Source organism: Microbulbifer sp. (assembly GCF_036563125.1).
Taxonomy (GTDB): domain Bacteria; phylum Pseudomonadota; class Gammaproteobacteria; order Pseudomonadales; family Cellvibrionaceae; genus Microbulbifer.
Genome location: NZ_DATCMV010000189.1, coordinates 1 through 18805, shown reverse-complemented (window position 1 = coordinate 18805; position 18805 = coordinate 1). Strand labels below are relative to the sequence as shown.

The window sequence follows — 18805 nt, the reverse complement described above, 5'->3', positions numbered from 1 at the left end:
TTGGGATGACATCACCGAAGCCGCACCGGCGGTGATCGCCGCAGTGATGATGCCGCTGTCGTTCTCCATCGCCAACGGCATCGCGCTTGGGTTCATTTCCTACGCGGTAATCAAGACCCTGAGTGGTCGCGGCCGCGACGTGAGCATCAGTGTCTATGCGCTGGCAGCGCTGTTCACCGCCAAGTTCATTTTCTTCTGATCGGCCTATCTGCCCGATCTAACTGAAGCGGGCGCCCTCTATACTCTGACCTGTCGCTTTATCGGCAGCAGAGACATGCGGAGGGTGCTTGCTCCATTTTCGACGCCCGTTCCGGCGGCCGTTTCCCCAAAATATCCCGCGAGAATTCCGGCACATTGCCGGCGCCACCCTGTGCCTGCTGCTCGCCGCTTGTGCCGCACCAACCCCTGGCGACAACACGGACTCAGGACACCTGCACTGCCGGAGCGACGAGCGCCGGCAGGTCCAGGAGTACCTTTACTTCGGCACACACACGCCGCAGGGGTTCGTCAGCAAGGCAGAGTGGGCGGCGTTTGTGGAAAATGTCATCACCCCCAAATTTCCCCACGGCCTGACGGTACTGGCGGGGTCCGGGCAGTGGCAGGGAGCGAGCGGGGACATCGTGCGGGAGCCAAGTTATGTACTGTCGCTTATCTACCCCTACAGCCTGGCGAAGGACCAGGCGATTGAGGAAATCATCACCGCCTACAAGCAACAGTTTCAGCAACGGGCTGTGCTGAGGGTGCGCAGCGGCGTGTGCGTTTCGTTCCCGTAAAAGTTTCTGGAAATCCGTTCGTACTTTCTCGCGCCAAATGTACTTGAATCCCGGTTTCCGGTAGAGTTCCGGGCAACTGTTCCCCCCATCGCCGTCTCAAATCCCGACGCCCGGGAACGCCAGTAAATTCCAATAAATCAGCACCATCATGCTTCCGTGTCAGTGGTATCAATTAAAACTGCAATTCCGCGACCACGCGGCGGATTTCACCGCCGGCGAGAGCAGTTTTCGTGCGCAACTCCATGCCGCTTTTGTCCATCTCGCCACCCTGGGCGGTGAGGTCAAGGCGACGCTGATGGTGCATCACCGGCTGCACGGTTGGCTGAAAGTGTGCGATGCCGCCCACCGCTACCCCATCATCCAAAACCCGCTGCGTTTGAACTGCCAGCACCTGTGGCAAGCGGTGCGCCACACACTCACCGAGGCCGACCGCTGGCCCAGCGATGAGGAAAAACTGCGCAAACGGCTGGAGCGCCAGGTACGCAGGCGCGCGGAAGACGCGATGGCGCGCCGCAGCCGGTTTCATATCGTCAAAGACTCACCGTAGTTTTCGCATTACGCGTGCGCTTCCACAAGACAATCCCACAGTGTTTTCACGATCCGTGAAGGCTTCGGAGAAACCCGCTGGATCGCCACAAAATCACACTCGTAGTGATAGCGCTGCGGGCAGATCGCGCGGATCTCGCCCTTCTTCAGAAACGTTTCCGCATAGTGGTCTGGCAGGTAGCCGATGTAGCGGCCGGACTGCAGGCAGTGGACGATGGCCTCCTGGTCGTTGACGGTGATATCGCGCTCGAGGCCGAGGCGGTTGCCCACTTCCATATTCGGCGAGTGGTAGCCGAGGCCGGCGTACTTGCTGGCGCGGATGGCGTCGTCGTCGATGGAAATATCGGCGGTGCCGAACAGCGGATGGCGGTAGCCGCAGTAGAGGTACATCTGTTCGTAGAACAGGTGCTGGTATTCGAGACTCGGGGAGCTGCGGTGGGCGGGAATCACCCCCAGCTGGAAGCGCCCCTCCATTACCCCGCGCTCGATTTCGTTGATGGGCTCGATGTGGATATCCAGGCTCACCTCCGGCGCCAGGTCGTCGAACCGACGCAGAGCCTCACCCACGTGGGCCGCGGGGTTGGTGACCATCTTGTCGAACAGGGCGATGGAGATGTGGCCGGTCATGCGCCGGTGTACGTCCGCCACTTCCCCGCGAAAGGTGTCCAGCGAAGAGAGCAGACGCAGGGTGGCCTGGTAGATCTGGCGCCCCTCGCGGGTCAGGGCGAAGCCGCCGCGGCCGCGCTGGCACAGGGTTACACCAAGACGCACTTCCAGGTCCTTGATATGGCGGCTGATGGTGGAACGGCCCACATTCAGTTCCAGCTCCGCCGCGGAGAAGCCGCCCGCCTCCGCCACCGCGCGGAATACCCGCAACAGACGCAGGTCGATATCGCTCAGCTGCCCCAGCAGCGCGGTTTGGGTGCGCGCCATAACCTTTCCTTACCTCTCAGGACTTAGTTTCATATTTATGAAACCAAACATCTATTAATTGCAGTCTATGAAACATTAAAGCTCATCTACAGTTACCGCAACTCAACAGTCGAACAAGCCGGAGAAGAAGAGTGAGCGACAAGTTTGCCGGGCTGAGCCAGTCTCAACTGGATGCCCACTGGATGCCCTATACCGCCAACCGCCAGTTCAAGAAGGACCCGCGGATCATCACCGGTGCCGAGGGCTGCTATTACCTGAGTGCCGATGGCCGCCGCATTTTTGACGGCCTGTCCGGCCTGTGGACCTGCGGCGCGGGCCACAACCGTGCGGAGATTGCCGACGCGGTGAGCGCGCAGTTGCGTACCCTGGATTACTCCCCCGCCTTCCAGTTCGGCCACCCCAAGGCGTTTGAGCTGGCTGAGCGCATCACCCAGTTCATGCCGGAAGGCCTGAACCGCGTGTTCTTCACCGGTTCTGGCTCCGAATCCGCCGAGACCTCCCTGAAGATCGCCCGCGCCTACTGGCGCAAGAAGGGTATGTCCAGCAAGACCAAGCTGATCGGCCGCGCCAAGGGCTACCACGGGGTGAACTTCGGCGGCATCAGTGTCGGCGGCATCGGCGCCAACCGCGCGCTTTATGGCACCGCCGTGGATGCCGACCACCTGCCGCACACCGTGCTGCCGCAGAACAAGTTCTGCAAAGGCATGCCGGAGGAAGGCGCGCACCTGGCGGACGAACTGCTGGAAATGATCGCGCTGCACGACGCCTCCAACATCGCCGCGGTGATCGTGGAACCCATGGCCGGCTCCGCCGGCGTGCTGCCGCCACCGGTGGGCTACCTGCAGCGTCTGCGGGAGATCTGTACCCAGCACAACATCCTGCTGATCTTCGACGAGGTGATCACCGCCTTCGGCCGGATGGGCGCCGCCACCGGTGCCGAGGCCTTCGGTGTTACCCCGGACATCATCAACGTTGCCAAGCAGCTCACCAACGGTGCGGTGCCCATGGGCGCGGTGATCGCGAAGCAGGAAATCTACGACACGTTTATGCAGCAGGGCGGCCACGAGTACCTGCTGGAACTGCCCCACGGCTACACCTACTCCGGACACCCGGTAGCCTGCGCCGCGGCGCTGGCGTCACTGGATATCCTTGAAAAAGAAAACCTGTTTGCGCGCGCCGCGGAACTGGCGGTCGTGCTGGAAGAGCGCGTGCACCAGCTGAAAGGCACCCAGCTGATCAGCGATATCCGCAACTGCGGTGTGGCCGCCGGCCTCACCATCGAGGCGGCACCCGGCGAGCCGCTGCTGCGCCCCTACCAGATCGCAATGAAGATGTGGGAAAAGGGTTTCTACGTGCGCTACGGCGGCGACACCATCCAACTGGGCCTGCCGTTTGTGGCACAGCCGGAAGAGGTGGACACCCTGGTGAGTGCGCTGGGCGATGCGATTACCGAAGTCGCGAACGGCTAATTAAATACAGAATTCAGAGAGAGAGAGAAAAAACATGAGCATTGTGGGTCACTTTATTAACGGCCAGGTGGTGGAAACCGCCGAGCGCACCCAGGACGTTTTCAACCCGGCCACCGGCGAAGTCACCAGGCAGGTGGCGATCGCGGCAAAAAGCACAGTGGAAGAAGCCATCGCCGCGGCCCAGGCCGCCTACCCGGCGTGGCGTAACACGCCGCCGGCGAAGCGCGCCAAGATCATGTTCCGCTTCAAGCAGCTGCTGGAAGACAACGCGGAGAAAATCTGCGCGCTGATCGGTGAAGAGCACGGCAAAATCTCCCACGACGCCATGGGCGAACTTACCCGCGGTATCGAGAACGTGGAATTTGCCTGCAGCGCCCCGCTGATGCTGAAGGGCGAACACAGCCGCAACGTGGGCCCCGGGATTGACTCCTGGAGCGAGATGCAGCCGCTGGGCGTGGTTGCCGGTATTACCCCGTTCAACTTCCCGGCCATGGTACCGCTGTGGATGTTCCCGCTGGCCATCGTGTGCGGCAACACCTTCGTACTGAAGCCCTCCGAGCGCGATCCCTCCTGTTCACTGCTGCTGGCGCAACTGCTGCAGGAAGCCGGCCTGCCGGACGGCGTGCTGAACGTGGTCAACGGTGACAAGGTGGCGGTGGATACCCTGCTGACTGCACCGGCGGTAAAGGCGGTGAGCTTTGTCGGCTCCACCCCGATTGCCGAATATGTCTACTCTACCGCCACCGCCCACGGCAAACGCTGCCAGGCACTGGGCGGCGCCAAGAACCACGCGATCATCATGCCCGACGCGGATATGGACAACACCGTCGCCGCGCTGACCGGTGCCGCTTTCGGCTCCTCCGGCGAGCGCTGCATGGCACTGTCGGTTGCCGTCTGCGTGGGCGATGAGGCCGCCGATACCTTTATCGAAAAAATGTCCGCCGCCATGACCGGCCTGAAAGTGGGCGCCTACACCGACAGCAGCAACGACTTCGGCCCGGTGATTACCGAGGCACACAAAAACAAGGTGAACGGCTATATCGCCAGCGCCGAGCAGCAGGGCGCCACCATCGTGGTGGACGGCCGCAACCCGCAAGTCGCCGGCTACGAGAAAGGCTTTTATGTGGGCGGCACCCTGATCGATCAGGTGAAGCCCGGCATGACCTGTTACGAAGAGGAAATCTTCGGCCCGGTTCTGCTGGTGGTGCGCGCCGAATCCATGGAGCAGGCGATGCAGATGATCAACGATCACGAGTACGGCAACGGCACCTGTATCTTTACCCGCGACGGTGAAGCCGCGCGCTACTTCAGCGACAACATCCTGGTGGGCATGGTCGGCATCAACGTGCCACTGCCGGTACCGGTGGCCTACCACAGCTTCGGCGGCTGGAAGCGCTCACTGTTTGGCAGCCTCGGCACCTACGGCCCGGACGGTGTGCGTTTCTACACCAACCGCAAAACCATCACCCAGCGCTGGCCGTCCAGCGGCGTGCGCGAGGGTGCGCAGTTCTCCTTCCCGAGCCACTGATCCGCAAACAGACTCCCCCGGTTTTTCCGGGGGAGTCTCCCCCCTGCTCTATTGTTGCTTTTGGCATAAGCATAGGAACAAATCGTATTTCCCGGTTATAAGACCGAGCTCTTAAACTCCCCGCCTTCACACGATTTCTTACCTGTCGCTTAGCCTGAAAGTAGGACCCATGAGCCCCAAATTTGCCCGGCTGTCCGCCGCTGTAGTTTCCGCCACCTCCCTGTTCACCGCGGTTTCCGCCAACGCCACCAATGGCTACTTTATTGAAGGTGCCGGCCCCAAGGCACAGGCCATGGCCGGCGTGGGCATTGCGCTGCCGCAAGACGCACTGGCGGCCGCCAACAACCCGGCGGGCACCGCACTGGTGGGGGATCGCCTGGATATCGGCATGACCTGGTTCAGCCCCGATCGCAGTGCAAAGATCCGCGGCAACCAGGCCGGTGCGGATGGCAGTTACGACGGCAATGACAAATCCGGCTTTGTGATTCCGGAGCTGGGCTATACCCGTATGCTGTCACCGAACCTCAGTTACGGTGTGGCGGTGTATGGAAATGGCGGCATGAACACCGGCTACGCCAGCAATCCGTTTGCCGCCTTCGGCTCTAGCGGTGCAGCCGGGGTCGATCTGTCCCAGCTGTTTATCACCCCGTCGCTGGCCTACCGTGCCACCCCGAACCACGCGTTCGGCATCGCCGCCACATTTGCGGTACAGCGCTTTGAAGCGAAAGGCCTACAGGCCTTCGACAACCCTTACGTCTCCGCCAGCGCGGGCAACGTCACCAATCGCGGCCACGACACGTCGCACGGTTGGGGCGTCAAACTCGGCTGGATCGGTCGCCTGCATGAAGACCTGAGTTTCGGCCTCACCTGGTCCTCCGAGATCGAAACCGGTGAGTTTGATCGCTACCAGGGACTGTTTGCGGATGGTGGCGGCTTCGACATTCCCGAAAGCTACGGCGCCGGTCTGAGCTGGAACACCACTTCTCGCCTGACCTTGGCCGCAGACTGGCAGCGTATTCTCTACAGTGATACCGGATCTGTGGGGAACTCCCTCGCCCTGCTGTTTGAGGGCAAGCCCCTGGGGGCCGACGGCGGCCCCGGTTTTGGCTGGCAGGATGTCGACGTGACCAAACTTGGCGCGGCCTACCGACTGAACGACGCGCTCACCCTGCGCGCAGGTATCAGCCATGCGGAACAGCCAATTCCCGCGACCGAAGCGTTCATCAATATTCTCGCCCCTGGGGTGATCGAGGATCACATGAGCCTGGGCGCAGACTGGAACACCAGCGTCGGTGAATTCACCGTGTCCTACACCCACGCCTTTGAAAATACCGTGCAGGGGAATAACTCCATTCCTGACGCATTCGGCGGCGGTGAAGCCGAGCTCCGCATGGACCAGGATATCCTGCGTTTCGGCTGGTCGCGTACATTCTGATTTGCCATTCAACGCTAGCTAGCAGATAAAAAAAGCCCCGGCATTCCCCGGGGCTTTTTACTTGGGCAGGCGGGGCCTGCCAGGCTCTGGCAGCGAAGACATTCTCGACCAGCTTCCCGCGGTTACTCAACGCTCCCCTCGTACGTCGCCAAATACCCTCCAATACCTCCCAATCGAAACCGGTCACCGGCTCAGAATTTCCGCTCGCCGCGCCGCTTTCTTTTTATCCGTAGGCCCCCGCGTCACCCGCCTCCGCTCAACGACAGATCCAGTGCATCTGTCGATACAACGCATCTATCTCCATATTTTCGTGCATCTATTTATCCATCAACAGGAGGAACCTCTGATGCGATGGATAGCACTTGTGATCACTCTAATTCAATTTGGCTGCGCCAGCGGCCCCGCCAACGTGAACCGCGCGGCACTGGAAGTGGATACCGCCACGCTGATATCAGCCACCGTCAACGTGGCAAATACAGCGACGAATCCCGACACCCACGCTACCGCCCCGCCAAGCACCAACCACGCCGAGGCGCTGTTGGCAGTGAGCCCTGAGATGCGGGCGTTCGTGGATTCGATCGACCCAACTCTCTCCCCCAACCAGCGCTTCCGCCGGATTCTGCGCACCCTGAAGATGGATCGTTTCGCGCTGGATTACGACCTGAATACCACCACCACCGCGGCGGAGGCATTTGCCCAGCAGCGCGGCAACTGCATCTCGTTTTCGGCGCTGATGGTGGCGCTGGCGCGGGAAGTGGGGCTGGAGGCAAATTTCAATCTGGTGGAGGCACCGCTGGGACGCAAAAGCACCACCGGCGGCAACGGCAGGAGGCTGACGCAGAACGTCCTGCACATCAATGCGGAAGTGTCGTTTGGCTGGAGTTCGCGGGTAATCGAGTTCAATTTCGGCCCCTATTCCCGATTCCCCCAGCGCAAGCTGACGGATGCCATCGTCCAGACGTATTACCTGAACAACCGCGCGCTGGAGCTCTCCCACGAACAGCGCAACGAAGAAGCCTTTGTGCTGCTGCGCGAGGCGCTTGCCATCGATCCGGATTCGAGCATGGTGTGGAACAGCCTCGGCTACCTGTACCGGTTGACCGGCGAGCTGGAACTGGCGGAGATGAGCTATACCCAGGCGTTGAATCTGGACGGCCGCAATACCGCAGCGAAAAACAACCTGCTCCGGGTATACGAGCTGCAGGGGCTGCGCGCACTCACTCGGGAGGAAAATGCCGGGGAACTGAAACGGAAAGGCTCCTGAGCGACAGGATTATTCGCCAAGCAAAAAACCCCAGGCAAAATAAAAAATAAAAAAAACCTCTAGCAGCGGTGAAAAATATCCATAAAAACCTTACCGCGACGAAGTGCTGGTTAGGCGGGATAAAGCGCCCGCGGTCTTGCCAGCCCCGTGATATAAGGTGCCTCTTGTCCAAGTGGGAGTCCCGGCGCAGTTTGCGGGCACCCGCGATTACAAATACTCATAAAAGTGACCAAGGGGTTCTCATGAACAGATCCGGAAAATTCGCCCTCGGTGTCCTGTGCAGCGCGGTGCTCGCCGCCTGCAGCCTGGAACCGAACCAGTTGCAAGCCACTGCCGGCACCAGCACCGCCCAGGCACTGGCCGAGTCCGCCGTCGCGCGCGACAACGCTCCGGGCCTGTCGGAGCAGTATGCGAAACTGCGCAAGCAGCAGATTGCCCAGGTGGACTACAAGCTGTCCGTTACCATCGCCAAAACCGGCGAGGCGTTTTCCGGCCGTGTGATCGCGGATACCCAGTTCCGCCGTAACCTGCTGCAGCCCCTCACCATCGACTTCGCTGGCGGTGAAGTACAGGGCGTGCAGGTGGATGGCAAAACCGTGCCGTTCGAGTACAACGGTCACTTCATCACCATCGCCCCCGAGCACCTGAAAGGCCGCAAACACGCGATCGCGGTGGATTACACCCACGCCTACTCCACCAACGGCTCCGGCCTGCACCGCTTCCAGGATCCGGTGGACGGCGAGGTGTACATGTACACCGACTTCGAACCTTACGATGCCAACCGTCTGTTCCCGCACTTCGACCAGCCCAACCTGAAGGCGCACTACACCCTGGACGTGACCGCGCCGAAAGACTGGAGCGTGATCTCCTCCGTGCGCGAGAAAAACATCGCGCAGAAGGGCGATGTGAATCACTGGGTATTCCCGCAGTCAAAAAAATTCTCCTCCTACATCTTCTCCCTGCACGCGGGTCCGTTCACCCAGTGGGAAGACGATGCCGACGGTATCCCGCTGCGCCTGTTCGCGCGCAAGAGCCTGGCTCAGTATGTGAAGCCGAACGACTGGTTCACCTTCACCAAGCAGTCTTTTGAATTCTTCCAGAAGTATTTCGAAGTGGATTACCCCTTCGTGAAATACGACCAGGTGATCGTGCCCGACTTCAATGCCGGCGCGATGGAAAACGTGGCGGCGGTCACCTTCAACGAAGGCTATGTATCCCGCGGCGAAAAAACCCAGGCCCAGCGCATGCGCCTGGCCAACGTGATTGCCCACGAAATGGCGCACATGTGGTTCGGCGACCTGGTCACCATGAACTGGTGGGACGACCTGTGGCTGAACGAGAGCTTCGCCACCTACATGGCCAACCTGGCGCTGGCGGAGAACAGTGAGTTCAACGACGCCTGGGAAAACTTCTACCTGGGCACCAAGCAGTGGGCCTATGGTGAAGACCAGTTGCCCACCACCCACGCGATCCAGCTGCCGGTGAAAAATACCGATGAGGCGTTTGCCAACTTCGACGGCATCACCTACGGCAAGGGCGGTTCCATCCTCAAGCAGCTGCCCTACTACCTGGGCAAAGAGGAGTTCCGCAAGGGCGTTTCCAACTACCTGAAGGACCTGTCCTACAAGAACTCCACCCTGGACGATTTTATGGGTCACCTGGGCAAGTCCGCCGGCAAGGACCTGGACCAGTGGCAGCAGCAGTGGCTGTACAAGGCCGGCCTCAACACCATCGCCGTCAACTTCCAGTGTGAAGACGGCAAGATTGCCAGCCTGACCATCGAGCAGTCCGCGCCGGAGGAATACCCGGTTCTGCGCGAGCAGCGCACCCAGGTGGGCCTGTACAACATGGCTGGCGACAAAATGGTACTGAGCAAGGCCATCCCGGTAACTTACGCCGGTGCCTCCACCGACGTGACCGCGGCCAAGGGCGAAGCCTGCCCGCAGATCGTCTACCCGAACGAGGGCGACTGGGCCTTTGCCAAGGTGAACCTGGACAAGGTGTCTGTGGATAACATGTCCAAGCACATCAATGATATCGACAAGCCGTTCACCCGCCTGATGCTGTGGCAGAGCCTGTTCGACTCCGTCACTGATGCGAAACTGCCGCTGGACGAGTTCGTGAGCTTCGCCATCAGCAATGCCGGTGTGGAAACCGATATCAACGTGATCCGCCTGGTATCCCGCTACCTTGCCACCTCCTATTCGTTCCTCAACCAGTTCCAGATGGACAGCGCCAAGCGCACCCGCCTGCAACTCGCGATTGAGACCTTTGCATGGGAGCAGCTGCAGAAAGCACCGGCGGGCAGCGATACCCAGAAGACCTGGTTCGGCACTTTCACCGGTGTAGCCCACACCGACAAGGCGCTGGCCAATGCCCGCAACCTGCTGCGCGGCGAGCTGACCATCGACGGCCTGAAGCTGGACCCGGATATGCGCTGGGGCCTGATCACCCTGCAGAACCAGCACCTGTACAGCGACTATGCACAGGCGATCAAATCCGAGCTGGCCAAGGACAACTCCGACCGCTCGCAGCTGAATGCGATCGCCGCGGAAGCGATTCGCCCGCAACAGGAAATCAAGGCCAAGTGGCTGGAAAACCTGCTGCAGAATCGCGATGAGTTCAAGCTGGCCCAGCTGAAGTACGCCGCCGGAGCACTGTTCCCCACCGAACAGGGCGGACTGTACGACGCGAATGCCGAGCGCATCATCGGCGCACTGGATGACGTCAACTCCAGTGATGCCTCCGAGTTTGTCGGCACCTACACCCGTCTGTTCCCGCTGAGCTGCAGTGAGAAGGGTGTTCAGCAGATGAGCGAAATCCTCAACAGCGGCAAGTCCCTGAACCCGCTGCTGGAAAAAGCGCTGAAAAATCGCCGCTTCAGAAACCAGAGCTGTCTGAACATGGCTGCCGCCATGAACGGCCATAGCGCTGGCTGATCGGCAAACCAATAAAAAAGGCCCTGCGGGGCCTTTTTTATTTGCGTATATTGATCCCACTTAATAACGCCAGACAGCCCAATAAACTTTCACGGGAGAATTGCATGCCCCGCCATAACAACCAGAAAAGCGCGAGCCACAAGGTCCTGGCCACCGCCATCACCGCACTGCTCGCCCACAGTGCGCTGGCCACCTCTCCGGCCAAGCCTCAGGACCAGGGAAAAAACACCAGCGGTGTGATTTCGCGCGCGGCCGCATCCTCGCTCACGGCAGAGTACGCCGCCCTGCGCCGTGAGCAGATCGCCAATGTGGACTACACCATTGCGGTGAAACTCGACGGCAAATCTGACAATTTCACCGGCGTGGTCACCGCCGACACCACCCTCGCCCGCGACCTGAAGCAGCCGCTGACCATCGACTTTGCCGGCGGCGAAGTGAAGTCTGTCAACGCCAATGGCAAGCCGGTTAAGTTCAATTACAACGGCCACTTCATCAGCATTGCGCCGCGCGACGTGCGCAAGGGCGAAAACAAGATCGTCATCGAGTACAGCCATCCCTACTCCACCGATGGCTCCGGTCTGCACCGTTTCCAGGATACCGAAGACGGCAGTGCCTACCTCTATACCCATTTCGAACCCTACAAGGCCAACCGGTTTTTCCCGCACTTCGATCAGCCGGACCTGAAGGCGCGCTACACCGTGGACGTCACTGCGCCGGCGGATTGGCAGGTGGTAACCACCGCGCGGGAAGACAAGATCACCGACCTGAAAAACGGCTTCAAGCGCTGGCACTTCCCGCAGACCAAGAGATTTTCCTCGTATATTTTCCCGCTGCACGCCGGCCCCTTCGTGGTGTGGGAAAACAGTGCCGATGGCATTCCGCTGCGCCTGTTCGCGCGCAAGGCCATGGCGGAATATGTGAAGCCCGAGGACTGGTTCAAGTTCACCCAGGAATCCTTCGCCTTCTACCAGAAATATTTCGACATTCCGTATCCGTTCGGTAAGTACGACCAGCTGATCGTGCCGGACTTCACCATCGGTGCGATGGAAAACGTGGGCGCGGTGACCTTCAACGAAAACTACGTGACCCGCGGTGAACAGACCCAGGCCCAGCGCCAGCGCCTATCCAATGTGATCGCCCACGAGATGGCCCACATGTGGTTCGGCGATCTGGTTACCATGAAATGGTGGAACGGCCTGTGGCTGAAAGAGAGTTTTGCCACTTACATGGCCTCGCTGGCGCTGTCGGAAAACAGCGAGTTCGACGATGTGTGGCAGAACTTCTACCTGGGCTCCAAGCAGTGGGCCTACGGCGCCGATCAGCTGCCGACCACCCACCCGATCGAAGTGACCGTGCGCAACACCGATGAAGCCTTTTCCAATTTCGACGGCATCACCTACGGCAAGGGCGGCTCGGTGCTGAATCAGCTGCCCTACTACCTGGGCAAAGAGGAGTTTCGACAAGGCGTCAGCGACTACCTGAAAACCTTCTCCTACGGCAACGCCGAACTGAAAGATTTCATGGGCGCGCTGGGCAAGGCGGCGAACAAGGATCTCGGCGACTGGACCCAGAAGTGGTTGTACCAGGCCGGCGTCAACACCATCAGTGCCGACTTCCAGTGCCACGACGGCAAGCTCAGCAAGTTGACCATCGAGCAGACCGCGCCGGAACAATACCCGGTATTGCGCGAGCAGCGCGTGCAGCTCGGTATTTACCAGCTGCAGGACGACAAGATGGCGCGCGTGGCGCGAGTACCGGTCACCTATGGTGGCGCGCGCACCGAAGTGAAGGATGCCGCCGGCATGCCCTGCCCGCAGATCCTCAACCTCAACGATGAAGACTGGGGCTATGTAAAAACCCGCCTGGATGCCGATTCCATCGCGCAGGCAAAACAGCACATCAACCAGATCGACAGCACCTTCACCCGCCTGATGCTGTGGCAGAGCCTGTTCGATGCGGTCACCGATGCACAGATGCCGCTTACCGAGTGGATCGATTTCGCCCTGCAGAATGCCGGCGGCGAGCGCGATATCAACGTCATCCGCCTGATCAGCGGCCGCCTGCAATCCGCACACGCCTACCTGTTCCGCCTGAGCCTGCCACAGGCACAGCGCGAGCAGTACCTGAACGCCATCGAGAATTTCACCTGGCAGCAGCTGCAACAGGCGCCCGCAGGCAGTGACGTGCAGAAAACCTGGTTCGGTGCCTTCGCCGATGTCGCCGGTTCCGAAGCAGCACTCGCGCGCGCGGAACAGATGCTGGACGGCAAGCTGGCGATCGATGGCCTAGTGCTCGACCAGGACCGCCGCTGGCCGCTGATTGTGCTGCTGAACCGCCACCTGCACGGGGACTACGAGAAGCGCGTGGACGACCAGCTGAAGACCGACAACAGCGACCGCGCCCAGCTCGCGGCCATTGGCGCCCGCGCAGTGCGCCCGACCGCAGAGGCCAAGCGCGAGTGGCTGGACAACATCCTCAAAAAACGCGAGCAGTTCAAACTGAGCCAGATCCGCGCCGCGGCCGGCTACCTGTTCCCCGCCGAACAACTCGGGCTGTACCGCCAGTTCAGTGCGGAACTGTTCAATGCGGTACCCGAGGTCAGCGCCACCGGCGACACCCTGTACAACAAGGCCTATGCCAGCCTGTTCCCGGTGGTATGCGGCGAGGCAGATATTGCAGGCTACCGCGCGGTATTGCAGGACAACGCCGAGTTGATGCCCGCGCTCGGCCGCGTACTGCAGGAGCGCCGACAGCAGAGCGAATGGTGTGAAACCATGAACGCGAAGCAATCGGCCAGCCACTAAGCCATTCGGTCAGTCCCCGGAACGCCGGGGACTGACCGACAAACCCGGCCATGAAGCCCACCGTTTTCGACGCGCTGGACAGCGCCGCTAATCTCGCTCCCGCATACCAAGCGTGGTATAACCCCTCCGCCAGCAAATTGCGTGGAACGTCACAACTTCCAGCACAAGCAAGCAGAAATTTTTTCACAGATAGCACCGACAATTCGCAACTTTCCCGCTGCGGATTCGTGTGCGTATAGAACATCAGGGGGAAGCATGGCGTTCGATTACGGATCGATCGACCTCGGACTAAAAAATCCATTCAAGACCGAGGGTAGGGTTACCGCCATCCGCGGTGGCCTGCAGACCATTTCCGGCCTGGTACTGTTGATTTCCGCCGCCGCCACCGTCAAACAAAACGCCGGTGCCGGCTGGATCCTGATGGCGTTCGGCCTGTACCTGCTGGGTGCAGGGATTCGCGTACTCGCGAGCGGAATTTACGCAGTGCTGCGTTATTTCGTCGGCCGCAACCACCCCACCTCGCTGGCACCAAACCGCAGTAAATCCGAAAGCAGCACCGCCAAGGAAGAGGCGGCCTATGTGGCCTACAACGCGCAGCAACTGGAAGAAATGCTGATCGGCCGCAAGAACGCAACGTTTACCGAGCCCCAGGGATTCCTCGCGCGCCTGCTGCACACCTTTGTGCCCAAGCTGCTGTTCATGCCCTATCCGGTGCGCAACTTCGCCCAGCGTTTGTTCGGTGCCTGGACCAGCACGCTGTTCGCGCTGGTGGCGTATGCGCTGGTGGCCTTTGTGTCGCTGGCGGGTTTTGCCGGTAGCGCCGGGGAATTGCTGTTCCCGGTGTATTCCGTGTTGTTGATGGTCTATCTGCTGGTGATCTGGCGGCGCGCGGGCAAACCGATTCAGCGCAGTGCCGAACACAATATCGAATCCCTCGGCGGCGGCACACTGTCCCGCGCCATCACCCTGGCGCTGATTGTGCCGGTCCTGGCCGGCCTCGCCGCCTCCTGGATACTGACCAAAAGCCGCGTGACGCCACAGCAACTGGACGACTTCCTGGCCCAGGTGCCCAACCTGAACCCGGGGCTGTATATCGTTTCCGCGCTGTTGCTCGGTGCCGCCAGCGGCGCGCTGTGTTTCGTGCTGTTGCGCCAGCGCCTCGCGGTCGCCGACCCGGTGGCGGAAGTATCGGAACTGCGCGAGAACTGGCAGGAGTCGGTGCACCCGAACGAAATTTTCATCAATCTCGACAACCTGGTAATGGCCAACCGCCGCTACAAGGAAGTGCCCAATCGCGTTTACCGCGAGCTCGATCCGCAGCTGCAGGAGCAGACCGATGGCAAGGGCGGGTTTCGCGGCGAAATGATTCAGGAAGTCCAGCCGCGGGTGAAACCCATGGATCTGGGCGAGACCTTCCGCAAGGCTCGCTTTGCCGCACTGGTTGCGGGCAATGTACTGAGCGCGATCGCCATCGCCTTCACCCTGATGCTGGCGTACAAGGTGGTGGATATCTACAGCTTCATTGCCAGCCCTGCCACCGGCTCATTCACCCAGATCCTGAACAGCGAGCAGGTCTTTACGCTGCTCGGCCTCGGTATGAGCGCGCTACATATCCTGCTGATCGGTTTCCTGATGAAATCCTTTGGCCAGCTGCTGGCCAATGCCGCACACCTGCACTTTGCCGAGATCCAGTTTGAATCCCTGCTGGTGTACTTCAAGTGCGAGGGCACCTTTACCGAGTCGAAAATTTCCACCGGTACCGGCATTCACGACAGCACCCGTTCCGAGAATACCCTGGTGCGCTGCAGTATTACGCCGTGGGTGGTGGTCTCCCGCATCGTCTCCAGCACCTTTGCCTCCACCGGCATGAAAAACCTGGAGCACCCGCGCCACATCCTGGAAATGCGCCGGGACGAACGCGAGCTGCAGAGCATAAAGAACGACGTGGTGAATTTCCTCAAGGATCGCGAGTCCATCGCCTCCATCACCAGCAACCGCGACCTGGGCAACGCCTCGCAGATTCACCAGCTGAACCAGCAGACCCGGGCCATGCCCACCGACCACAACCTGGCACAGGATGAGGAGGCCGCGGGCTTCCTGCGTAAGGAAGCAGAATCGCACCTACCGGAAGCGGATAAGTAGAGCACCCGCTACAGCAGGGGCCGCTGCCACTTCACCGTTGCGATCGGCCGCAATGAGCAGGCCGGTCGCTTACGTACATCCGCTATGGGTTTTCTGTGGCCTATGGCATGATCCAGCCCCCAACTATCTCAAGGCCCCGATCGCGGGCCTTATCCACAAGGAGTATTTTGTGAGCAGAAAACTGATTTCCAGCGGATCGGAGTTTGAGAGCAAGATCGGCTATTCCCGCGCAGTGGTGGACGGCGACTATGTGTTTGTCTCCGGCACTACCGGTTTCAACTATGCCACCAACAGCATCAGCGACAGCGTGGTGGAGCAGGCGGACCAGTGCTTCGCCAATATCCAGCAGGCCCTGCAAGAGGCCGGCGCGGCGGTCGCGGACATCGTGCGCGTGACCTATATCCTGCCGAACCGCGACGACTTCGAGCCCTGCTGGCCGGTGTTCCAGAAGTGGTTGGGCGACGTGCGCCCGGCGGCCACCGTGTTCGAAGCGCGCCTGCTGAACGACGCCATGAAAATTGAAATCCAGGTGACCGCACGGTTACCAAAATAAGCAGATTTTTTGCACGCCCCGTGTAAATTTGCTTGACGGAAATCCCGGGCCACCGTAAAAACGCGCATCTCAACTTGTGTGTGTTTTAACCGGTGGCTTGGATCTCTTTTGACGTATTCAGAACCCTCGGTTTCGCAGATACCCTGCAACTGAAACCCGAAGAAGTCTTCAAATACAAAGCGCAGATTGCCGAAGCGGAATGGGTACTATTCCCCGAGTACTGGCAATTGAACGCACTCACATACGCCCTCAAGGCCCGCGTCTTTCCCAGTGAATCCAGCTATCGGCTGGGGCACAACAAAGTCGAAATGACCCGAGCTTTCGAGCTGGTTGCACCGGGCAATACCCCCAGCACCCGCATCCTCGCCAACACTCCGGAAAATGCCGAGCATCTGTGGGAAGCCATGGACCATCCGTTTGTGGCCAAACTGCCGAAGGCCGCCCGCGGCTGCGGTGTATGGCTGATCGAAAACCGGGACGACTGGCGCAGCTACCTGGAAAAAACCGACGTGCTGTACGTGCAGGAGTGGCTGCCGATCGACCGCGATATCCGCATTGTGATCGTGGGCGGCCAGGTGGTGACGGCCTACTGGCGACTGCAGGCGGAACAAGGGTTTTACAACAACGTATCCAAGGGCGGCACCGTCGATCGCGCACCGGTGCCGCAGGCAGCCATTGACCTGGCATTGCACCTGGCGCGCACCCTCGACATCAACCACGCGGGGTGGGATATCGCCATGGTGGGCGAGCATCCCTACGTGTTCGAGTTCAACCGGCTGTTCGGCAATCAGGGTATCGAGGGCGGCACCGCAAAACTGCGGGACGCGATACTGGAGTACCTCAAGCAGAGCTCGGTTCCCACCGGCCCCAACTATCCAACGCGCCCGAGTACACCCCGGCGGCGGCTGCGGCAGGTGGCCTGAGCCACCTGCGGGAGCTTCGCGTTACTTGGCGAGGCTGAAGGACACCTTAAACTTGCGGTCCGGCGTATCCACCGGTTCGCCATTTTCGAAGCGCGGGGCATAACGCAAACCGCGGATGTAATCTTCCGCAGCGACACCAAAACTGTCAGATCCCTCTGTTTCAACGGTTTCGATATCGGTGGGAATTCCGCTGTCTGAGATGGTAAAGCTGACCACCGCGTAACCCTCGCGCCGACTTTGCAGGGCAGCGGCCGGGTAGGTGGGCATTCTGCGGAACAGGGATTGTGGTTCCTGATCCATGTTGAACGGGACCATCTTACCGATGGCCCGGCACTGGGCGATGGATTTTTCACTCTCACCCACAGATTCATAAATATCCACCAGAAACGCCCGCACGGTCATTTCAAGTTTGCTGTCCGGCGCACCTTCGGTATCGGCCACAGCCAGCGCTTCCTCGAAGTAGGGCTGGGCAGTGCGATATTTTTTCCTCGCCATCAGGTATTTCCCCATATAAAAGTTAGCCTGAAAGCGATAGATAGTGGAATCTTTATAAGGACCCGAAAAGGCCTCGTGCGCATCTTCCAGGTATCTGAAGGCGGTGTTTGACCCGGCATTATCCAGCGCGATCCGTCCTGCTTCGAGTGAGATAATCGCAAACAGTTGCGAGTCTTTTCCCTGCAACTGCTCGGCGATCTTCAGCGCTTTTCGCAAATAGTGGCGATGGGTCTGTCGGTGCCCCGAGGACGCCCCCAAGTTACCTGCAACTGTGCGCGCGCGCTCCAGATAAGGATCAAGCAACTCCTGCGCGACATCACCATAAGACGCTATGAAACGTTCCAGCGCTTCCTCAGACAGATCATCTGCCGCTTGAAACTTACGAGCAGCGAAAAGTGCCTTGCTATAATTCAGTGTCGCTGCGGCCCGGCTTTTACTGTCTTGCGGAAGATTCTGCCGTGCGTATTCATACACCGCGGAGGCTTTTTCCATGATGGCATCGGAATCGGCCTCTGCCAGGGCGGCTTGGTAGTCCTTGAACAGAGCCCCCAGACCCGAAGCCTGAGCATTTATGCCAAAGATACTCCAGGACAAAAACAGAAAAATCAGAACCGCAAAATGTGCTGACTTTGGGCGATAAGCAAACATCCCTACTCCTTATTTTTTTCAGTTTTTCTCCGCCGCAGTGTTCACGTGTTCCGAGCGCTAGAAAAACGGCGGGCCTTATGCTCGCCGTTTTTCGCATCGCTGTAAAATCGGATGAGATTTAATCACCACCCCACTGACTGACTTGCGCCGTTTGAGTATGCCTGCGGCCATTCGAAGTCACCCCGTCATGCCTCCCGCCGGTAAGTTTCTCGATCTGGATCCACCCCAGTGCCACAGCTGGTTCTATGGCTTCCCTACAACCTCCGGCATGTTAGCGCGATGCAGGTTTTACCTCGCAGTGCCGGAGAACTTGCACCCGGATGAAAACAATTATCAAGGTGTAACTATGGAAA

General features: G+C 59.9%; 13 protein-coding genes and 1 pseudogene. 12 read left to right on the top strand and 2 right to left on the bottom strand.

The window, feature by feature from the left end; all coding sequences use genetic code 11:
• From VIL80_RS16360 to VIL80_RS16350, 3 genes and pseudogenes are all read left to right on the top strand, one after another.
• A pseudogene (locus VIL80_RS16360) lies at positions 1 to 199 on the top strand (NCS2 family permease); the annotation flags it as partial.
• A gap of 88 nt (positions 200 to 287) precedes the next feature.
• Positions 288 to 773: a DUF3574 domain-containing protein gene (locus VIL80_RS16355; RefSeq protein WP_332037160.1), complete on the top strand. Its 486-nt coding sequence runs from the start codon at positions 288 to 290 to the stop codon at positions 771 to 773.
• A 148-nt stretch (positions 774 to 921) separates the two neighbouring features.
• Positions 922 to 1320, top strand: coding sequence for a hypothetical protein (locus VIL80_RS16350; RefSeq protein ID WP_332037159.1), 399 nt, complete (start codon positions 922 to 924; stop codon positions 1318 to 1320).
• An 8-nt stretch (positions 1321 to 1328) separates the two neighbouring features.
• On the opposite strand, the gene VIL80_RS16345 is transcribed toward VIL80_RS16350, so the two are convergent.
• Positions 1329 to 2252, bottom strand: a complete 924-nt coding sequence (locus VIL80_RS16345; RefSeq protein ID WP_332037158.1) for a LysR family transcriptional regulator — start codon at positions 2250 to 2252, stop codon at positions 1329 to 1331.
• A 131-nt stretch (positions 2253 to 2383) separates the two neighbouring features.
• On the opposite strand from VIL80_RS16345, the gene aptA reads away from it, so the two are divergent.
• From aptA to VIL80_RS16300, 9 genes are all read left to right on the top strand, one after another.
• The gene (gene aptA, locus VIL80_RS16340) at positions 2384 to 3721 is read left to right on the top strand and encodes an omega-aminotransferase AptA (RefSeq protein WP_527250121.1); all 1338 of its coding nucleotides are present in this window, start codon (positions 2384 to 2386) and stop codon (positions 3719 to 3721) included.
• A gap of 34 nt (positions 3722 to 3755) precedes the next feature.
• Complete coding sequence (locus tag VIL80_RS16335; protein WP_332037157.1) at positions 3756 to 5249, top strand: CoA-acylating methylmalonate-semialdehyde dehydrogenase; 1494 nt, start codon at positions 3756 to 3758, stop codon at positions 5247 to 5249.
• A 169-nt stretch (positions 5250 to 5418) separates the two neighbouring features.
• Complete coding sequence (locus tag VIL80_RS16330; protein WP_332037156.1) at positions 5419 to 6684, top strand: OmpP1/FadL family transporter; 1266 nt, start codon at positions 5419 to 5421, stop codon at positions 6682 to 6684.
• 364 nt (positions 6685 to 7048) lie between these two features.
• Positions 7049 to 7948 carry a transglutaminase domain-containing protein gene (locus VIL80_RS16325; protein ID WP_332037155.1) on the top strand — a complete coding sequence of 300 codons (900 nt, stop codon included), beginning with the start codon at positions 7049 to 7051 and terminating at the stop codon, positions 7946 to 7948.
• 242 nt (positions 7949 to 8190) lie between these two features.
• Complete coding sequence (gene pepN, locus VIL80_RS16320; RefSeq protein WP_332037154.1) at positions 8191 to 10887, top strand: aminopeptidase N; 2697 nt, start codon at positions 8191 to 8193, stop codon at positions 10885 to 10887.
• A 104-nt stretch (positions 10888 to 10991) separates the two neighbouring features.
• Positions 10992 to 13691: an aminopeptidase N gene (gene pepN, locus VIL80_RS16315; protein WP_332037153.1), complete on the top strand. Its 2700-nt coding sequence runs from the start codon at positions 10992 to 10994 to the stop codon at positions 13689 to 13691.
• 255 nt (positions 13692 to 13946) lie between these two features.
• Positions 13947 to 15833, top strand: coding sequence for a hypothetical protein (locus VIL80_RS16310; protein ID WP_332037152.1), 1887 nt, complete (start codon positions 13947 to 13949; stop codon positions 15831 to 15833).
• A 169-nt stretch (positions 15834 to 16002) separates the two neighbouring features.
• A complete protein-coding gene (locus VIL80_RS16305) occupies positions 16003 to 16386 on the top strand; it encodes a RidA family protein (RefSeq protein ID WP_332037151.1) in 384 nt (127 codons plus the stop codon).
• 92 nt (positions 16387 to 16478) lie between these two features.
• Complete coding sequence (locus VIL80_RS16300) at positions 16479 to 17309, top strand: ATP-grasp domain-containing protein (protein ID WP_332037150.1); 831 nt, start codon at positions 16479 to 16481, stop codon at positions 17307 to 17309.
• Positions 17310 to 17330: 21 nt separating this feature from the next.
• On the opposite strand, the gene VIL80_RS16295 is transcribed toward VIL80_RS16300, so the two are convergent.
• Positions 17331 to 18452, bottom strand: coding sequence for a TonB family protein (locus tag VIL80_RS16295; RefSeq protein WP_332037149.1), 1122 nt, complete (start codon positions 18450 to 18452; stop codon positions 17331 to 17333).
• Positions 18453 to 18805: the final 353 nt, after the last annotated feature.